At 68.7% G+C, this 18,086-nt stretch carries 13 protein-coding genes; 7 read left to right on the forward strand and 6 right to left on the reverse strand.

Annotated features, from left to right (window positions below; all coding sequences use genetic code 11):
• Positions 1-30: 30 nt before the first annotated feature.
• Positions 31-879 carry an oxidoreductase gene (locus ACZ4WH_RS20185; protein ID WP_468182225.1) on the reverse strand — a complete coding sequence of 283 codons (849 nt, stop codon included), beginning with the start codon at positions 877-879 and terminating at the stop codon, positions 31-33.
• A gap of 39 nt (positions 880-918) precedes the next feature.
• Positions 919-2,586 (reverse strand): MFS transporter, encoded by a 1,668-nt coding sequence (locus ACZ4WH_RS20190; RefSeq protein ID WP_468182227.1) that lies wholly within the window; start codon positions 2,584-2,586, stop codon positions 919-921.
• Positions 2,587-2,880: 294 nt separating this feature from the next.
• Here ACZ4WH_RS20190 and ACZ4WH_RS20195 point away from each other — a divergent pair, with 294 nt between their 5' ends.
• Positions 2,881-3,660 (forward strand): oxidoreductase, encoded by a 780-nt coding sequence (locus ACZ4WH_RS20195; protein WP_468182229.1) that lies wholly within the window; start codon positions 2,881-2,883, stop codon positions 3,658-3,660.
• 29 nt (positions 3,661-3,689) lie between these two features.
• On the opposite strand, the gene ACZ4WH_RS20200 is transcribed toward ACZ4WH_RS20195, so the two are convergent.
• Positions 3,690-4,466: an MIP/aquaporin family protein gene (locus ACZ4WH_RS20200; protein WP_468182231.1), complete on the reverse strand. Its 777-nt coding sequence runs from the start codon at positions 4,464-4,466 to the stop codon at positions 3,690-3,692.
• 314 nt (positions 4,467-4,780) lie between these two features.
• On the opposite strand from ACZ4WH_RS20200, the gene ACZ4WH_RS20205 reads away from it, so the two are divergent.
• Positions 4,781-5,530, forward strand: coding sequence for an SDR family oxidoreductase (locus ACZ4WH_RS20205; RefSeq protein ID WP_468182233.1), 750 nt, complete (start codon positions 4,781-4,783; stop codon positions 5,528-5,530).
• Between the two features lie 64 nt (positions 5,531-5,594).
• On the opposite strand, the gene ACZ4WH_RS20210 is transcribed toward ACZ4WH_RS20205, so the two are convergent.
• The gene (locus tag ACZ4WH_RS20210) at positions 5,595-7,337 is read right to left on the reverse strand and encodes an MOSC domain-containing protein (protein ID WP_468182235.1); all 1,743 of its coding nucleotides are present in this window, start codon (positions 7,335-7,337) and stop codon (positions 5,595-5,597) included.
• Between the two features lie 110 nt (positions 7,338-7,447).
• The gene (locus ACZ4WH_RS20215) at positions 7,448-8,314 is read right to left on the reverse strand and encodes an alpha/beta fold hydrolase (protein WP_468182237.1); all 867 of its coding nucleotides are present in this window, start codon (positions 8,312-8,314) and stop codon (positions 7,448-7,450) included.
• A gap of 922 nt (positions 8,315-9,236) precedes the next feature.
• On the opposite strand from ACZ4WH_RS20215, the gene ACZ4WH_RS20220 reads away from it, so the two are divergent.
• Positions 9,237-9,704: a nuclear transport factor 2 family protein gene (locus ACZ4WH_RS20220; protein ID WP_468182239.1), complete on the forward strand. Its 468-nt coding sequence runs from the start codon at positions 9,237-9,239 to the stop codon at positions 9,702-9,704.
• 122 nt (positions 9,705-9,826) lie between these two features.
• Positions 9,827-10,414, forward strand: a complete 588-nt coding sequence (locus tag ACZ4WH_RS20225; RefSeq protein ID WP_468182241.1) for a TetR/AcrR family transcriptional regulator — start codon at positions 9,827-9,829, stop codon at positions 10,412-10,414.
• A gap of 891 nt (positions 10,415-11,305) precedes the next feature.
• Here the strand turns inward: ACZ4WH_RS20225 and ACZ4WH_RS20230 are convergent.
• Positions 11,306-13,195 (reverse strand): ATP-binding cassette domain-containing protein, encoded by a 1,890-nt coding sequence (locus ACZ4WH_RS20230; protein WP_468182243.1) that lies wholly within the window; start codon positions 13,193-13,195, stop codon positions 11,306-11,308.
• Positions 13,196-13,566: 371 nt separating this feature from the next.
• Between ACZ4WH_RS20230 and ACZ4WH_RS20235 the strand changes: the two genes are divergently transcribed.
• From ACZ4WH_RS20235 to ACZ4WH_RS20245, 3 genes are all read left to right on the forward strand, one after another.
• Positions 13,567-13,752, forward strand: coding sequence for a hypothetical protein (locus ACZ4WH_RS20235; RefSeq protein WP_468182245.1), 186 nt, complete (start codon positions 13,567-13,569; stop codon positions 13,750-13,752).
• Positions 13,753-13,894: 142 nt separating this feature from the next.
• Positions 13,895-16,321, forward strand: coding sequence for a winged helix-turn-helix domain-containing protein (locus ACZ4WH_RS20240; protein WP_468182247.1), 2,427 nt, complete (start codon positions 13,895-13,897; stop codon positions 16,319-16,321).
• A 130-nt stretch (positions 16,322-16,451) separates the two neighbouring features.
• Positions 16,452-17,972 (forward strand): 4-hydroxyphenylacetate 3-hydroxylase family protein, encoded by a 1,521-nt coding sequence (locus ACZ4WH_RS20245; protein ID WP_468182249.1) that lies wholly within the window; start codon positions 16,452-16,454, stop codon positions 17,970-17,972.
• Positions 17,973-18,086: the final 114 nt, after the last annotated feature.

Raw genomic sequence — 18,086 nt, forward strand, 5'->3', positions numbered from 1 at the left:
CGTACGAGCCGTGCCGGGTCGTGCGACCGGTCAGCCGGCGACCTTCGCGTCGTCATGGTCGGTGGACAGGGCCAGCTCCCGCCAGGTGTCGGTCTCCTCGCGAAGCTGAGCGATCTTGTCGTCCATGGCCGCCACGCAGTCGCTGCCGAGCTGAGCGCGCAGCGGCGGCTGGGCGGCGTCGGCGAGCACGAGGATGGCCGTGGCGCCCTTGACGGGGTCACCGGGCTGGGCGTGGTTGAGCCCGGGCACTGCCTGGCGCACGGCGCCGGCGGTGTCGGCGTAGTCGGAGATGACCTGGCCCTCCGTGAGCAGGCTGGTGGCGTCGAGGAAGTCGGTACGGAAATATCCCGGCTCGACGATCGTGACCTGGATACCCAGCGGTGCCAGTTCGGCGCGCATCGCCTCGGAGAGGCCTTCCACGGCGAACTTGGTGGAGCAGTAGACGCCGAAGCCCGCCGCGCTCTGGAAGCCCCCGACGGAACTCAGGTTGAGAACGCGGCCCGACCTCTGCCGGCGCATGACCGGCAGTACGGCGCGGGTGACGTTGGCCAGACCGAAGACATTGGTGTCGTAGACCGAGCGGATCGCGGCATCGGAGGTTTCCTCCACCGCGCCCAGCACGCCGCGTCCGGCGTTGTTGACCAGGACGTCGATCGTGCCGAACCGCTCGACGGCCGCCTCCACGGCTTCGCGGGCCTGTACCTCGTCGGTGACGTCCAGGGTGACGGCGAGCAGGCTGTCACCGTATCCGGGGAGGGCGTCCCGGACGTCCTGGGGCCTACGGGCCGTCGCCACGACCTTGTCGCCCCGCTCGAGTGCCTGACGTGCGATCTCCAGGCCGAAACCGCGGGACGCGCCCGTGATGAACCAAGTGGTCATGCCACTGCCTTTCATTCGTTCGATGGTAGAAAAAACAGATCAGACGGAGCGAATCGTCGAGTGGGACCCGGGCCGGCCCCGACGGGCGGCGAGGACGCCCGCCGGCACGGCGAGCAGGGCCACCAGCAGCCCGAACCACGAGAAGGCGGCGGCGACGCCGATCCGGGAAGCGGCGGCGCCCAGGGCGACCACCGGCACACTCACCGCCAGGTAGGCCAGGGCGAAGAACCCCGGCAGGAGCTCGGGGTGGCCCCCGGCGATCATTGCCGCCGTCACGGTGCTGGTGGACCCCATGAAGGACAGCCCGAAGCCCGCGCCGGTGATCGCCGCGCCGAGGAAGAACAGCACGGCGTGAACCGTGTCGAACCCGATCACGGACACCCCGACCCCGGCCACCAGCAGCGCGCACCCCGTCACCGACGCCGCCCGGTCACCAAGCCTCCGCAGCAGCATCGGAGCGATGCCGCCGCAGCCCTGCACCACAAGGATGACCAGCGAGGACAGCGCCCTGTCGGTGGTGTGCAGCAGGTCGGCGACCAGGTCGACGCCCAGTGCCAGATACAGGCCCACGACCGCCCAGCCGGCCGTCACCACAGGGGCGACCCGAAGCAGGGTCCCGCGTGGCTCCGCACCCAGCCGCAGCACCCGGGGGCGCCAGGGCCCGAGCCGGTACGGCACGGTCTGCCAGGCGGGAATCGACCGCACCAGGAGGAGCCCGCCGATGGACAGGACGGTCAGCACGACGAACGGCGTGACCAGCGGCGCGGGAGCGAACTGCACGGCGAGGCCGGAGAAGACCGCGCCCAGCGCGATGCCTGTCGAGGTCGCCGCGCTGTTGGCAGCCGACGCGGCCTGGTGACTGTGGTCCCGGTGAAGGTCGGCCAGTGCCGACCCCGCGCTGCTGGTGAGCAAGCCGACCGCGACGCCCTGGACCAGGCGGGCCAGACACAGAGCCCAGGCCCCGGTGGCCACGAGGAACACGAGGAAGCTGACGACGACGGTGGCCAGTGCCGCCACGATCGTCCGTTGCGTCCCCAGGCGCTCGGCCAGGCCCCCGGCGAGGAGGAGGGTCAGGATCGCGCCGAGGGCGTAGCAGGCGTACACGACCGTCGAGGTGGTCGTACCGAAGTGCCATCGCTGCTGGTAGAGCCCGTACAGCGGAGACGGCGCGCTGCTGGCGGCCATGACGACGAACACAACGCCGACCACGGTGCGAAAGTGCCGGGGACGGTACGTCCGGCCGTGGTCAGCGGTGCGGTGCCGGGGCCTCCGGGAGGGGAGGACGGCCGGCTCGGCGGCGGCGTTCATGAGGCTTGCCCTCTCCGTGGGACGCGCGGTTCGCCGCCACACGGGCAGGTGTGTGGCGGGGCGGCCTTCCTGTGCGAAGGCGCCTTGCGGAATCCATCGTCGCGACGGAGAGCCCTGGCATACAGGGAGATCTTTTCCTGGGCACGGTTCCCTAGGAAAGCCGGTACCAGGCACGCGGTGGTGGAGTGAGGCGAAGGCCAGATGGTCGCCGATGGCGATGGCGATGGCGATGGCGATGGCGATGGCGACGGCGATGGCGACGGCTACGGCGAGCAGGCGGACCAGGCGCCGTGCGCGTCCTTGGTCATCGTGCCGTGCAGGGCGGTCACGGCGAGGATCGGGAGAGGGCGTTTCAGGCAATCTGCGCTCTGCCCTCCGAGGGAGGAGAGGGCCTCTCATGTGCTGTCTCGAACAGCTGGCGTGATGTGCTGTGTACCAGGACCGCGACCGCCGCAGTCCAGCAGCTGTCGCTGCCGCAACGCTTGGCAGGGGACAGGGGAACTGATGGAGAAGCAGCTGATCGTCGGCCGGCAAGGGCCGGGGTAGGCAAGAGCCTCCTGCCGGCCGCAGCCGCTGAGCGGGCCGGGGCTGGGCCACCAGGCAGCTCGCCACCAGCGCCGCGGACCCCTGGCCGGCGCTGGACCCGTCCGGAAGCACCGGTGCACATCGGCACCCGTAGAACCAGGAGCACGAATGAACACCCCACTGCAAGGCCGCACCGCCGTGGTGACCGGTGCCAGCAAGGGCATCGGACTGGCTGTCGTCACAGCTCTCGCGCAGGCCGGGGCGACGGTCATCGCCGGATCCCGCACCACGACACCCCAACTGGACGCGCTGGTGAAGGAGGGCACGGTCACCTGGGTTCCCGTCGACCTCAGCAAACCGCAGGACGCAGAGCGGCTCATCCACGAGGCCAGGGGGCGCGTCGACGTCCTGGTCAACAACGTCGGCGCCGCACCTGCCCGGACCGGCGGATTCCTGTCCGTGACCGATGCCGACTGGCAGCACATCCTCGATATGAACCTGCTCAGCGCGGTACGGGTCACCCGAGCGGCCCTGCCGCCCATGCTGGAGGCCGGGCAGGGCTCGATCGTCACGGTCGCTTCCGTCAACGCCACCCTGCCCGACCCGATGGTGATCGACTACAGCGCCGGAAAGGCCGCACTCGTCGCCTTCTCCAAGGCTCTGTCGAAAGAAGTCGGGCCCAAGGGCATCCGCGTCAACACCGTCAGCCCCGGACCGGTGCAGACCGACCTGTGGCTGGCCCAGGACGGCGTCGCGGCCACCGTCTCCGCCGCCGCGGACATCACCCCCGACGACGTGGTCGCGCAGGTGGCCGGCTCCACCGCCACCGGACGGTTCTCCACGCCCGAGGAAGTCGCCGACCTGGTCCTGTTCCTCGCCGGCGACCAGGCACGCAACATCACCGGCAGCGACATGATCATCGATGGTGGATTCGTCCCCACCTGGTAATCCGTTGCAAGAAGGACACAGCGATCTCTTCAAGTCCCACGAAACTGCGTTTCCCTATAGAGACAGTCTTTGAGGTGACATACGTAAGATCTGTCATGAATTAGTTTCGCACATGGGATGGTGCGCCGCCTCATTTGATGCGTTGTCGCCGCGCCGAGAGAACCGCACACAGGGGCCAGCAGATACACCCACAGATCATCCCACGTGTTGCCGATTGCGGCGGGAGCGAGGCTCCGTGCGGGATTCAATCCAGCTCCCGAGATGGGCGCTGCCAGGAAAACCAATACGATCCCCAAAACACCCGCTGCCGCAGCAGTGAAGGGCATCAGGCGAGGTGTCTCAAGAAGGGACAATATGAGAGATATGAGCAGAAAGGTCGCCACCGCCTCGACTGCCAGGGCCGCCCACACTCCCTCAGGTCCAGGAACCGTAACCGTCAGGCGCGAGTTCGTGGCTCGATGCCGCCAGGCAAGCGCAACGATCGCCGCCCCGGTCACCGCTCCCGCAACCTGGGCAACTATGTAGGCAATGGCACTCTTTGGGCTTATTTTCCCTAGTTGCAAGAAGGCCACAGTGACAGCCGGGTTGATATGCCCCCCGCTGATGCGACCCAACGGGGAGTAGACGATGAGAGTGCCGCAGAAAGAGAAGATCACAGCTGTCAGGAGTCGACGCAGATCCCCGCTCGGAATGAGTGACATCATGGGAGAACCCTGCGAGAAATCCATAACTATCGCGCTTAGGCCAAAGAGCAGCAGGAGCGCGGTCCCGGCAAACTCGGAGACGACCTCGCGCCATCCGACCACACTACCTCCCCTCCTGTGCCCCCGTAGGCGAACCGCTTACATCCTCTGAGTGCGTGCAAGCCGTAGGCGCGCTGAGTGGAGCAATCAGGTGAGATTCATGGGCGGCCTGCGGCGGGATCCCTGGCGCGCGGTCGCGAGACGCCGTGCCAGGGCTGGGTGCGAGGGCGGCTTCGGAGCCGCCCCGGGCGACTTCGTTCGCGTCACACTTCTTGACCGCACGGTCCGTAACCCGGTTCTTTACCGTATAGTCCAAAACTGAGCCCGTGACACTCGGTTCGGGACTCATCCCTGTAGCAACAGTAGGAGCCTTGATCATGGGACAGCTTGCCGGCAAGACAGCCATCGTCACTGGCGGTAACAGCGGGATCGGGCTGGCAACCGCCAAACGATTCGCACATGAGGGCGCACACGTGTTCATCACCGGCCGGCGCCAGGACGCCCTTGACGCCGCGCTGGCCGAGATCGGCCCGGGCGCCACCGCCGTCCGGAGCGACGTATCCAACCTTGGCGACATCGACCGTCTGTACGCGGCTGTCGCCGAACAGGGTCGCCGGATCGACGTGCTGTTCGCCAACGCGGGCGGCGGCGAGTTCGCCACTCTTGAGCAGGTCACCGAGGAGCACTTCGACTCGACCTTCGGCATCAACGTGAAGGGAATGCTCTTCACCGTCCAGAAGGCGCTCCCGCTGCTCAACGATGGGGCCTCGGTGATTCTCACCGGGTCGACCGCCGCCACCTCGGGTACCGAAGCCTTTGGCGTCTACGCCGCGTCCAAGGCCGCTATCCGCTCCTTCTCCCGTACCTGGGCCAATGAGCTCAGGAGTCGAAAGATCCGAGTGAACACCCTCGTCCCCGGTCCCATCGACACCCCTGGCATCTCCGGCCTGGCTGCCGACGCGGAGGGGGCCGCCAAGATGCAGGCATCCTTCGCGAGTCAGATCCCCCTGGGCCGGATGGGCCGTCCCGACGAGGCCGCTGCCGCCGCGCTCTTCCTCGCCGGCGACCAGAGCAGCTTCATCACCGGAGCCGAGCTCTTCGTCGACGGTGGCCTCAACCAGATCTGACCGCCGCTTCGACCATTCCCTGTGACCTACCGATGAAAGTCATCCAGACCGCGATTCGGCTGCGCTACAGGTCCAGGACAACGTCGTCGGTGGGCTTGGAGCAGCAGATCAGGATGTCGCCCTCGGCCGGCGGCTCGACGGGGTCGGGGGAATAGTCGACGGTTCCCGACATCAGGGCGAGTTCGCAGGTGTGGCACACGCCGGTGCGGCACGACCACTGGACCGGGACATCGCAGGCTTCGGCAAGTTCGAGCAGGGACTCCCGGGCGTCGTTCCAGGGGACGTGAAGACCGCTGCGGGCGAAGGAGACCTCGGGTCCGCTGCCGGCGGGGCCCGGGGGCTGGTGGGGCGCTGGTGTGACCGTGGACCCCTTGATCCCAGGGGTGAGAGACTGCGCGGCGCCGAAGAGCTCTGTGTGGATCCGGTCGGCCTCCAGCCCGGAATCGATGAGCGCGGCGGTGACGTCGCGCATGAAGTCCGCGGGTCCGCACAGGTAGGCGTCGGCGTCGGTGGGCAGGCCGAGTCCGCGAACGCGGTCGGCCGACAGGCGGCTCGCCTCCGCGTAGTCGACGCCCTGGCGGTCGGCCGCGGCCGGTCTGCTGTAGTAGACGGTCGACCGGGCGTTGGGGAGTGCGGCGATCAGGGCGCGGCTCTCCTGGGCGAAGGGATGCTCGGTGCCGTTCCTCGCTCCGTGCAGCCACCACACCTGGCGGGCGGAGCGGTCGTGAGCGAGGCTGTGCAGCATGGCCAGCACGGGTGTCACGCCGATCCCCGCCGACATGAGCAGCACCGGATTGTCGCCCTGGGTCAAGCAGAAGGTGCCGCGGGGCGCGGCGGCCTCCAAACGGTCCCCGACGCGGATGTGGGCCCGCAGCTCGTTGCTGGCGGCACCGTGCGGTTCGACTTTGACGCTGATGCGGTAGGCGCCCGCGCCCGGCCGGCCGGACAGCGAGTAGCTGCGGATCAGCGGCGGCACGTCGCCCTCGGGCTGGACCCTCACGGTGAGGAACTGGCCAGGCAGCGCGGTCGGCAACTCGGAGCCGTCAGCGGCTGCCACGTGCAGGGAGAACACACTGCGGCTCTCGGACTGGACGCGCTCGACGGTCAGCGGCCGGAAGCCCGGCCAGGCAGGCGGCGGAGCGGTAGCAGCTGTACTGAGTCCCGCGCTGCCCGAGGAACCGCGGTCCTCGCCGTTGGACTGGTCCAGAAGGGTCCGCATGGAGCCCTGCCACCCGGGACTGAGCGCGGGTATCCGCAGGGCCCGCTCTACCTGCTCGCGCGTGTGCTCGGGCAGGTAGAGCACCCGGTCGATCTCCTCGACGGTCATCGCCTCGGGCCCGGTGGCGACCTTGACGATCTCCTGGCCGGCCTCGACCTCGCCCTCCTCGATCACCCGGAGGTAGAAGCCGGGGCGGTGCTGGGCCACGAGCAGTGCCGCCATGCGCGGCTCTCCCATCCGCAGGCCCACCCGATAGCAGGTCACCCGGGGCTGGGTGACCTCGAAGAGGGCGTCGCCGATGCGGTAGCGGTCCCCGATGCAGACCTCGTCGTCGGGCAGGGCGTCGACGGTGAAGTTCTCACCGAACTGACCGGGAGTCAGGTCATCGCGCCCCAGCTGTTTGGCCCAGAAGCGGTACGAGTCGAGCTGGTACACCAGCACCGCCCGCTGCTCACCGCCGTGCCCGCCCAGATCACCCTGTCCGTCCCCGTCGATGTTCAGCCGTCGTACCATGCGCGGCCCGGAAACCGTGTGCTTGTAGACGCCGGTGTAAACGGTCCTGCCGTGCCAGGGAACGTCTTTCGGCATCCCGACATTCACTGCTGCCAACGTGGCCACCACGCCACCTCTCCTGTGGCGGCTTCCTCTGCGGCTGTGGCAGGGAAGCGAGTTGCATCGGGTGCTGCCGCCCGTTTCCCTCACGTAAGGACGCGCCCGAGGAAACCGTGGACATACCCGCTGATGGCGTCCAGATGTGTCTCCAGGGCGAAGTGTCCGGCAGGCAACAGGCGGACTTCCGCTTCCGGAAGGTCACGGGAGAACGCACGTGCGCCGTCCGGCCCGAAGATCTCGTCCCCTTGGCCCCATACCGCGAGCAGGGGAACCTGGCTGGTGCGGAAGTACTCCTGCAATTGCGGGTATCCGTCGATGTTGGTCGGATAGTCGCGGAACAGTGCCAGCTGGACCTCGTCGTTGCCGGGCCGCTCCAACAGGAACTGGTCGAGGGTCCAGCTGTCCGGGCTGACCAGGCTGTTGTCGGTGGAACCGTTCTCGTACTGCCAACGAGTCGTTTCACGGCTGAACTTGGCCCGTGCGCCCGGTTCTGTGTCAGGGCCGGGATGGGTGGCGTAGGCGAAGAGGTCGTCCCAGAAGGGACGGGCGAAGCCCTCCATGTAGGCGTTGCCGCTCTGCGAGATGATCGCACTGACGTCGAACGAGGGGTCCAGCGCGAGCCGCCAGCCGATCGGCGCCCCATAGTCGTGCACGTAGACGGAGAAGCGCCTGATATCCAGATGGTCCAGCAGCCCGGCGGTGACACCGGCGAGGTTGTCGAAGGTGTAGTCGAATTCGTTGACCTTGGGCATGGCCGAGTGGCCGTAGCTCACGTGGTCGGGGGCGATCACGTGATAGCGGTCGGCCAATGCGGGGACAAGATGGCGGAACATGTGCGAGCTGCTCGGGAATCCGTGGAGGAGCAGGACGACCGGTGCGTCCCCGGGGCCGGCCTCACGATAGAAGACTTCCTGGCCCTTGATGGTCACCGTCTCGTGTCGCGTGGGGGGCACGTCGACCTCCGAGCGCCGATCGGCGCGGGGTGTGCGTCAAATCCGCCCGCGTACCAGCCGTACAGATGCGACAAAGAGCAGGGCGGTCGTCGCGGAGACTTGGGAACGTTTCCCTCGGCGGCGTGGTGTCTCGCGACAGATGGCGCCGGGTGCCACATGCATGACGCTAAACCCTACCCACTGGGAGGGCAACGCAGCAGATCGAATGGGACACCTCGCATGTCACGAAGCAGGAATCGCGGACGCCAACGCACTGGCACGGGGGAACATCGGAGAGTCACCGTGAATTTCGCTTACGTATGCGTGGCCGGGTGCAACGGCAAGCGGAATGTTTGGAGGGGCACCCGGAACGAGGATTCCAGAATGCGTCGGTGGGTTTATGTCCTTCCGTCGCATGGGCGCGGCGTCGCGGCATCCGCTCCGGAGCTGGCTCGTGATCACCGCGCTGTCGGCATCGTGAACGGAGTCCTGGGTCGTTGCGCCCATGCGGCCTCCGATTTCTGGCGTGCGGCGGTCGCCAGCGCCGCGAGTCGCGTGAAGGTGCCGGATGCGCTCCGCCGGTGGAGACCCTGACGCCGTTGCCGAATTGTTCGCGAAGGAGATCGACTGGTACGTGCCCGGACCCCCCGGCTGCCATGGACGGGCCGGCGCACGACGCCCGCCGAGGTTGCCGACTACCTCCGCACGCTGGGTGAGAACATCGTGCCGGAGGAAAACGTCGACAACGTCGAAGCTCAAGATGGACGCCACTGTGATTCTCCGGTGAGCCCTCCTGGCGCCAGGAGCGCGATGGCGCTGCGCGCCGGCCCGTCGAGTGGACCCGGAAACGTTGCGATCACGACCCAGCCGATGTCGGATGAGGGCGTCCACGGCCGGTCGCAACGGCGGCCGAGGGCCCGCACCGTTCAATCCAGGAGGCACCATGCCCTCGAACCCTCCGGCACCTCCCTTCACCGAACAGACCGCCATCGAGAAGGTCCGGCTCGCTGAGGACGCCTGGAACACCCGCGATCCCCGGAGGGTCGCCCTCGCCTACACGCCCGACAGCCGGTGGCGCAATCGTGCGGAGTTCGTCACCGGGCGCGAGGAGATCATCGACTTCCTCACCCGGAAGTGGACCAGAGAGCAGGAGTACCGGCTCATCAAGGAGCTCTGGGCATTCCACGGCAACCGCATCGCCGTGCGCTTCGCCTACGAGTGCCACGACGACTCGGGGAACTGGTTCCGCTCCTACGGAAACGAGAACTGGGAGTTCAACGACGAGGGGCTGATGCGCGTACGGCTGGCATGCATCAACGACCTGCCCATCCAGGAGTCGGACCGCAAGTACCACTGGCCGTTGGGACGTCGCCCGGACGATCATCCCGGGCTGAGCGATCTGGGCTTCTAGTACGCCACCGGCGTCTCTTCATTCGTGTGCTTGTCACGCTGGCTGCTTTCTCGGTACAGACGGCGCTCCAGGACGTCGAGCCAATATGGACCGAAAGGTCAAAAAGCGGTAGCATGAGCGCTATGGCGCGTCCCCGAAACTTCGATGAGAACCAGGTTCTGGAGTCCGTGCGCGAGCAGTTCTGGAACCGCGGCTACGGGGCCACGTCGCTGCAAGACCTGATGACCGCCACAGGCCTGGGCAAAGGAAGCCTGTACGGCGCGTTCGGTGACAAGCGCCAGCTCTTCCTGCACGTACTGGACAGCTATCGCGACGAGCAGCTCACCAGCGTCCGGCAGATCCTCACCGGACCGGGCCCGGCCCTGGAGCGCCTGACCCACCTCCTGGAAGGCGCGGCCAACGGCTTCGCGGGAGACGCGCAGCGACGCGGCTGTTTCATGGTCAACAGCACGTCCGAGCTGCACAGTCAGGATCCCGAGGTGGTCTCCCGGGCCCGAGCAACCTATCAGGCTGTTGAAGACCTCCTGATCGTCTGCGTCAAGGAGGCGCAGCATGAAGGAGACGTGGATCCCGGGGCCGACCCGCAAGAACTCGGACGTCTGCTCCTCGCGGTCCTCCAGGGCATCGAGTTCCTCGCCAAGACGAACATGGACGGCTCGGCCCTTCTACAGATCGGCCGCGCCGCGCTCTCCCAGCTGCCTCGACCCTGACCCGGCGGTTCGGCCCGCTCTCCGCCACACCGCTGCGCTACGCCTCGGACATCCGGAATGACCGGGTGCAATCGGATACGGCGGCCTGCCCACCCTCTTGCCGAAATCCTCGTCAATGCTTGGCGGCGACGGTCCCGGAAGCGGATCGTTCCGCCCGACGGTGCCGACGTGCGGTTTCCCACGAGGCGGCGGCAGGACGGCCAAACTGTTGCCGCAGGCGGTATGGCAGCGGTCGAAGCTTGGGGTGTGCCGCGGGGTGCTGTGGCCGCGGTCGGGGTCCCACAACGCGTAGAACGGATCGTGGTTGCAGGTCAACAGCGCGTCGGGGTCTTAGGCTTCCGCGCGGTGACGGGCACATCCAGCGGGCGCCGTCGGCGAAGTCCAGCCCGTGCAGCAGGTCGGGCTCGCGGTGCATCAGGTTGTCGATGGCGCCACGGAGATTCCCAGGACGCCGGCCACGTGGCGCGGGCCGGCAACGGGCAGCTGTCCAACAGCGCTGCGGCCGCCCGCCGCTGACCAGACTCGCGCAGCCGGTCGTATCCCTCCGGTGTGGTGGCGGCCAAGGCGTTGGCGTTCAGCCGTCGCCGCTGCCGGCAAGCCGCGAGGATGTCCGGTGCCAGGTGGGTGACCGGCCGCAGCGCCGGCTCCCGGACCCGGGAGGCGGGCCGGTCGTGCGAGGCATCGCGTACGGTCGCGATGGGCCCGATGCGCTGCTTCGCCCGGCGCTGCACTTCGGCGGGCGGCGGGTTCCTCTTCCGCACGCCGTTCACCGGGTGCGAGTCGCACGCGGGGAAGCCCCGGCCGTCGGCTGCGGTGGGGGAAAGAGTCACGGCTCCTCCTGGCAGTGCCCGTCCCGCTGAGCGACCGCCGGGACGGGTGCGGAGAGAACGGTCAGCGGTCCTGAGAGAGTTCGAGGAGCTCGGCGAAGGTACCGCCGGCGTGGACGAGGTCGTCGTACCGGCCCTGTTCGGTGATCCGGCCATGCTCCATCACGACGATGTGATCGGCGATCTTCGTGTTTTCCAGGCGGTGGGTGACCACGATGGTGATGCGGTCGGCGGCAATAGCCTTGATCTGTTCGAAGATTCGGTGCTCGCCGCGTGGGTCCATCTGGGAGGTGGGCTCGTCGAGGATGAGCAGCTCGGGCCGCCGGTACAGGGCCCTGGAGCACGCGACGCGCTGCCACTGCCCCCCGGAGAGCTCCGACCCGCCGAAGACATCCCGGGACAGCAGCGTGTCCAGGCCGGCGGGGAGGTCTTCGACAGCCTCACGCAGGCCGACCGCGTCGATGGCTTCCCACACGGGGGTGTCATTGTGGGTACGGGGCTGGCCGAGGGTGACGTTCTCGCGGACCCGCAGCGGCCACTGGGCGAAGATCTGCGGCACCAGACCGGTGCAGCGCCAGACAGTCGCGGGGTCGACCTCGGCGAGGTCGGTACCGTTCCAGGTGACCTTCCCCTTGTCGGGTAGGTAGATACCGGTCAGCAGCCGGGTGAGCGTGGACTTCCCTGAGCCGTTCGCTCCGACGATCGCGAGGATCCGGCCTCGCTCCAGGGTGAGGGAGACACCGTCCACGGCGGGCTTGTCCTTGCCCGGGTACTGGTAGACGACATCCTGGAGCCGGATCACCTCGACCGGCGCTGCGATCTCGCGGGGGCCGCGCTCGGGGGCACGGGCGGCTGCGTCGTCCAGGAAGGACTGCATGTCGCTCAGATACAGGCTGGTGTGGAACACCGCGGCCCCGTTGATGACCACCTGCGAGAGGGCGGCGAGCGTGGTCTGGATGGCGATGACAGCCGTGGCCGCGACCGCGAGTGCGATCCGGCCAGTCACGGCCAGCCACCCGAGGGCTCCCCAGGCCGCGACGAGGAACACGCCGCCGGCCAGCGAGGAGAGCAGAGCGATCCGCAGGGTCCGCGGCGCGGCGGCCAGGGTTCGCCGGTCACATCGCTCGGACAGGGCCCGGTACCAGAACACCAGGTAGTCGGTCATGGAGTTGGCGCGGACTTCGTCGCCGTACTTCGACGTGGTCGCCCACCATCGCATCATGCCGCGCACGTTGCGGTCGGCGACGTTGGCGTAGTGGATTTCGTAGTCGACCCGGGCGGTCAGGACCGCGCCGACACCCGCCGGCAACACGGCGAGCAGGAGCAGCGGCACCATCACCGGGTTCAGCACCGACAGCACGCCGCCGGCAGTGACCATGCGGATCAGCGCGGACAGGAACCGCTGGGCGTCGGTGACCATCACCTGGGTGCGGATCACACCCATCTCGGCCGCTTCGTGCCGGTCCGAGAAGCCCTCCTCCGCGTATGCTGCCGCCTCCACCCGGCAGACCGCCTCAACCAGGGCCGTGTCCGTCTCCGTGGTCAGCCGAGGGGTGATCCGCCGCTCGGCGTACGACGCCACTGCCCCCGCGCCGCGGGTTAGCGCGGCGGCGAGGGCCACCACCAGCAGCGCCGGCAGGGCCCCGCGCAGCCGTGCGGCGGCGGACTCGTCCCCGAGAACCGGCGCCATGGCGCGGGCGGTGGCGGCCAGCAGCACGGCGGCCGAGACACCGGTGATCATCTGGCAACCGAGGAGCAACTGCACGGCCCGCCGGTCCGTCTGCCACGACAGCCGGGCGATCCGGGCCAGTACGGCCGGGATCTGCGCGCACATCCGCCGGAAGGAGACCTCGGCGAGCGGATTGACGGAGTATTGCCCGCTGTAGGTGATCTCCGCGGGCGGTGGCGGAGGCGGCGCGGTGGCCTGTTGTTCGTTCGTGGCGGCCGAGGTCAACGTGATCCCCCTTGACGGTCGTTCAGCGTGGTCGTGAGGCTCAACGACCCACCCGAGGTTTCGAACACATGTATTTCGGTCGGTGTCGAAACCCCGAGACAGAGCGCGCAGCGGAGTGTGGACAATGCACCGACCCGCCCCCTGCAACGAGTCCGGGACGCACGTGGGTTGGCCGAAACGCCGACGATGCGGTAAGTCCGCTGCCTCGCGGCGTCGCAAGCCGACCAGAGGCTGAAGCGGGACGGCTATCCAGTGGTGGCAGCCGCGGCCAATTCGCTGCGCGGACTGAGCGGCGACACCGCCCACGGCGCCGACAACGTCAAGGCGCTCGTGTACATCGCCGCGTTCGCCCCGGACAAGGGGAGAGCGCCATGGAGCTGGCGAGCAAGTTCCCGGGCGGCGCGCTCGGCGAGGCCCTGCGGCCCGTTCCGGTCTTCCTGCCGGACGGCTCCGAGGGGACGAACCTCTACATCGACCAGGACAGGTCCACCACCAGTTCGCCGCAGACGTCCCGCAGCACACCGCCGACCTCATGGCCGTCGCCCAGCGCCCGGTGACCAGCGCCGCTCTGGAGGAGAGCGCCCCCTGAGCCCGCCTGGAAGACCATGCTGACCCGGACATCGCATGAACAGGCGATGCCCGGGCCGGCCGGTCAGGGCATCACCAGGGGGGCGCGGTCCGGACGGGCGGAGCCATCGCTTGAACACGTCAAACCAGGGCGTGAAAAGTCTGCGGGACGAGAACAGCGATCAATCGCGCGATGTGGCCGTTGACCCGCCAGGGAGGGCCGACAAGAATTCAGGAGCATGCGAAGCCGGCCGGCACCAGAAACAATCGACCACTGCAATCCCGGAGCGGGGCAGGACCATGACGCCCCTTGTGCCTGAATTCAAATTCCGGCCGCAGCCGCAGCCCAGCCTGTGGATGTCACGACCCCGCCTCCTGCGGAGGCTGGATGCCATCTCCGCACCGATCGTGGTTGTCTCGGCACCGGCCGGGTCGGGCAAGACGTCGCTGCTGGGGGAATGGTCGCAGGAGGCTCGGGCCCGGGGCGAGTGCGCATGGCTCAACCTCGACGCCCGGGACAACGCGCCGGAGCGTCTGTGGGACGGCATCGCACGGGCGCTGAGCGAGACCCGTCCCACTGTGCCCGGGGTTTCCGCGGTCCCTACCGGAACTTCCACCGGTGCAGAAAGCCCACCGCTCGAAGCACCTGTCCGCGGACTTCCGTGGGATGTCGCCGACGGGCTTTCCACCTTGATTATCGACGGCCTCGAGTTCCTCACGGACGGGGAGGCTCTGCGGACCCTTGCCGACTTTGTCACCTGGCTTCCCCAGGGATTCCGTGTCGTGATCGCGACCCGGCGAGTGGCGGGCGGCCCGATCCCGGCGCTGCGCGCCCGGGGAAGCATCGCCGAATTCGGTCCCGACGACCTGCGCTTCACGCCGGAAGAGGCGGAGGAGTTTCTCAGGGGCACGGGAGCGGGCAACGCGTCCGCCCTGCCGGCCGGGCGGCTCGCGGAGGTCTACGCCGTCACCGAAGGCTGGGCGGCAGGCCTGGGCCTGGCGGCGCACATGATCGCCCGGCAGCGAGAGGTTCCCGGGGAGCCGGAGGACTTCACCCGTGTGGAACGGGCCATCTCGGACTATCTCCGAGCCGAGGTCCTCGACCGCCTGACCACGCGGCAACGGGACTTCCTCGCGGATGTCAGCGTGCTCGACGAACTTTCTCCCGGACCGTGCTGGGCAGTGACCGGCGACGCCCGAGCCGGTGCCCGGCTACAGCAGCTCGCTCAGGCGGTTCAGTTCCTGGTGCCCCTCGGGCCCGGGCGCGAGACCCATCGCCTGCATCCCGCCCTGCGCTCCGTCCTGGCCAAGACCGTGGACGCCGAACGGCCGAGTGGGTCGGTGCACCGGCACCAGGCCGCCGCACGATGGTTCGAGCAACACGGGGAGACATCGCTCGCGGTCCGGCACGCGGTTCTCGGCGCGGACCTCACGACGGCGACTGCGGCGGTACTGCGGGCGTGGGAGGGCGCGGTGGCCGCCGGGCGCCATGCGGATGTGGCGCCCTGGCTGGAGCAACTGCCCAAGGAGCTGGTCGCGGCGGATCCCAGGCTGTGCGTCGTCGGTGCGATGACCGCGCTCGCCGGGGGAGACGTGGAGTCGGCCCGCTGCTGGCTCGATCTGGCCGATGTGGGCCGGCCGGGTACTGTCACGTTCGGCGAGGCCACCGATGCGATGGACACGACGGCCATCGTGCGCTCGGCGGTGTCCTGCTCGCGGGGGGAGATCCTGACGGCCGCTCGGCTCACCGAGTCCGCCGCTGCCCAGTTGCGTGGACCCGGTCCTCTGACGAGCTGGCGGGCGCTGGGATGCGTCACCCGTGGTCTGGCCCTGATGTGGCACGGGGACTACGAGCAGTCGCAGGGCTGGCTCGGTGAAGGGGCGCGCAGCGCCCGGGCGTCGGGCCATGCGCTGGTGTTGGTCCGGGCGCTCGCGGCCCAGGCCGCATGCGCCGGCCTCTCGGGACGGTTGGGACGCGCCGGGACCCTTGGTGAGCAGGCCCTCGAGACGGCCGAGGCAACAGGTCTGAGCGGCCACTTCGTGAGCGCGTTGGCTCATGTCAGCCGCGGGGGTCTGTCGCTCCGTTCCCACGCCCTGGACGAGGCGGACCGATCGCTGGCCCATGCTGAACAGGCCCTTGCCGGCACCGCGTGCCCGGGCGGCGAACCGCACGCCCGCGCTCTGTGCCACCTGCTTCGATCGCGACTGGAAGACCGGCGCGGGGACCGCGGTGCGGCACGAGCGGCGTTGCGGAGCGCCGTGGTCACCGCTACGGGGTGCGAGTCACCGGGGGTTCTCAGCAGCCTCCTGCCGGCCACATCGGACGCGGCGGGCGCCGGGGGCACAGCGTCGGAGATGCCCCGGGAACAGGAACTGTCGGCCGCCGAACGCCGCGTCCTGCGAGCGCTGTGCGGTCCGCTGACCCTGCGTGAGATCGCCGCGGAGCTGTACCTCTCCCACAACACCGTGAAGACCCAGGTGAAGGCGATCTTCCGCAAGCTGGACGCGCACAGCCGTCCCGGCGCGGTGGCACGGGCCCGTGAACGAGGGCTCCTGTAGCCGCGAAGCACGGTCCGGGGCCCGGTGGCCGCCGCGTATCACCCGGGTGATTGGCCGACGGGGCGCGCCGGTCACCCCATCAGCATCCACCATCAGGTCGTTCCCTTCCCGACGAGGCGAGGAGCCTGACGTGCTGCGAACCGGCAAGGACTACCTGGCAGCCCTCAACGACGGCCGCAAGGTGTGGGTGGGCGACGAGCTCATCGACAATGTGGCCACCCATCCGAAGACGCGGGCGTACGCGCAGCGCATCGCGGAGTTCTACGACCTGCACCACCGGCCCGACCTGGCGGACGTCATGACGTTCGTGGACGACGAGGGCCGGCGCCGGTCGATGATGTGGTTCCAGCACCGGTCCAAGGAAGACCTGCGGCGCAAGCGCCGTTACATCGAGACGGTGCTGCGGGAGCTCGGCGGCGGCTCCACACCCCGTACTCCGGACGTCAACAACTACGTCCTGATCACCTATGTCGACGACCCCGAGCCCTGGAGCAGCCAGTCCGTCGGCACGGACGGCCGGGACCTGACCGAGGGCATCGCCGACTTCTGGGACCTCGTTCGGGACGGAGACCTGAACACCACTCCCGCCTTCGTCGACCCGCAGACGGACCGGTCCCGGGAATCGGCACAGGCCGAGTCGCCGGCCCTTCGCGTCGTCGCCACGTCGGAGGAGGGCATCACGGTGCGGGGCGTGAAGGCCATCAGCACCGGAGCGGCCTTCGGCGACTGGATCCACATCGGTGTGTTCTTCCGGCCGGGAATCCAGCCGGAGCAGGTGATCTTCGGGGCCGTCCCCACGAACGCCCCGGGTGTGACGGTCATCTGCCGTGAGAGCAACGTCAGGGACGGCGAGGAGCAGGAGCATCCCCTCGCATCACAGGGGGACGAGCTCGACGCCGTCCTGTTGTTCGAGGACGTGTTCATTCCCTGGAACCGTGTGTTCCACATCGGCAACCCGAAGCACGCCTCGCTGTACCCGCAGCGCGTCTTCGACTGGCTGCACTACCAGGCGCTGGTCCGGCAGATGGTGCGGGCCGAGCTGATGCTGGGGCTCGCACTGCTGATAACGGAGCACATCGGCACGTACCAGCTGCCGCCCGTCCAGACCCGACTGGCGAAGTTCGCCGAGTTCCACCAGACCCTCAAGGCCCATGTCGTCGCCTCCGAGGACGAGGGCTTCACGACTCCAGGCGGCCTCTACAAGCCGAACGTCCTGATGTTCGACTTCGGCCGTGCCTTCTACCTGGAGAACGTCGGCCACATGGTGAACGAGATCATCGACCTGGCAGGCCGTGCGTCGCTGATCTTCCCCACGGAGGGACAGTGGCAGCGTCCTGAACTCAGGCCGTGGTTGCAGGCGCTACAGACGGGCCCGGTCGGGCGGCCGCATGACCGGATGAAGATCAGCCGGGTGATCCGGGACCTGTTCCTCTCCGACTGGGGCAACCGGATCGCCGTGTTCGAGAACTTCAACGGCACTCCGCTGCTGGCCATTCGGACGCTGACCATGAAGCGGGCCGAGTTGTCCCCGACCGGGCCGATCGCCGACCTGGCGCGCCGGGTGTGCGGGATAGAGCTCCCCCAGGAGGACACGCAGGACACCGAGTACATGGCGCAGGCCGACTACGCCCGCCGTCAGGACGCGTCCTGACCGGAGCGGAGAGCCCGGGGGGGGGGGGGGGGGGGGGGGGGGGGGGGGGGAGGGGGGGGGGGGTGGGGGGGGGGGGGGGTGGGGGGGGGGGGGGGGGGAGGGTACCCCCCCCGT

Source organism: Streptomyces sp. NPDC029138, from assembly GCF_055564375.1.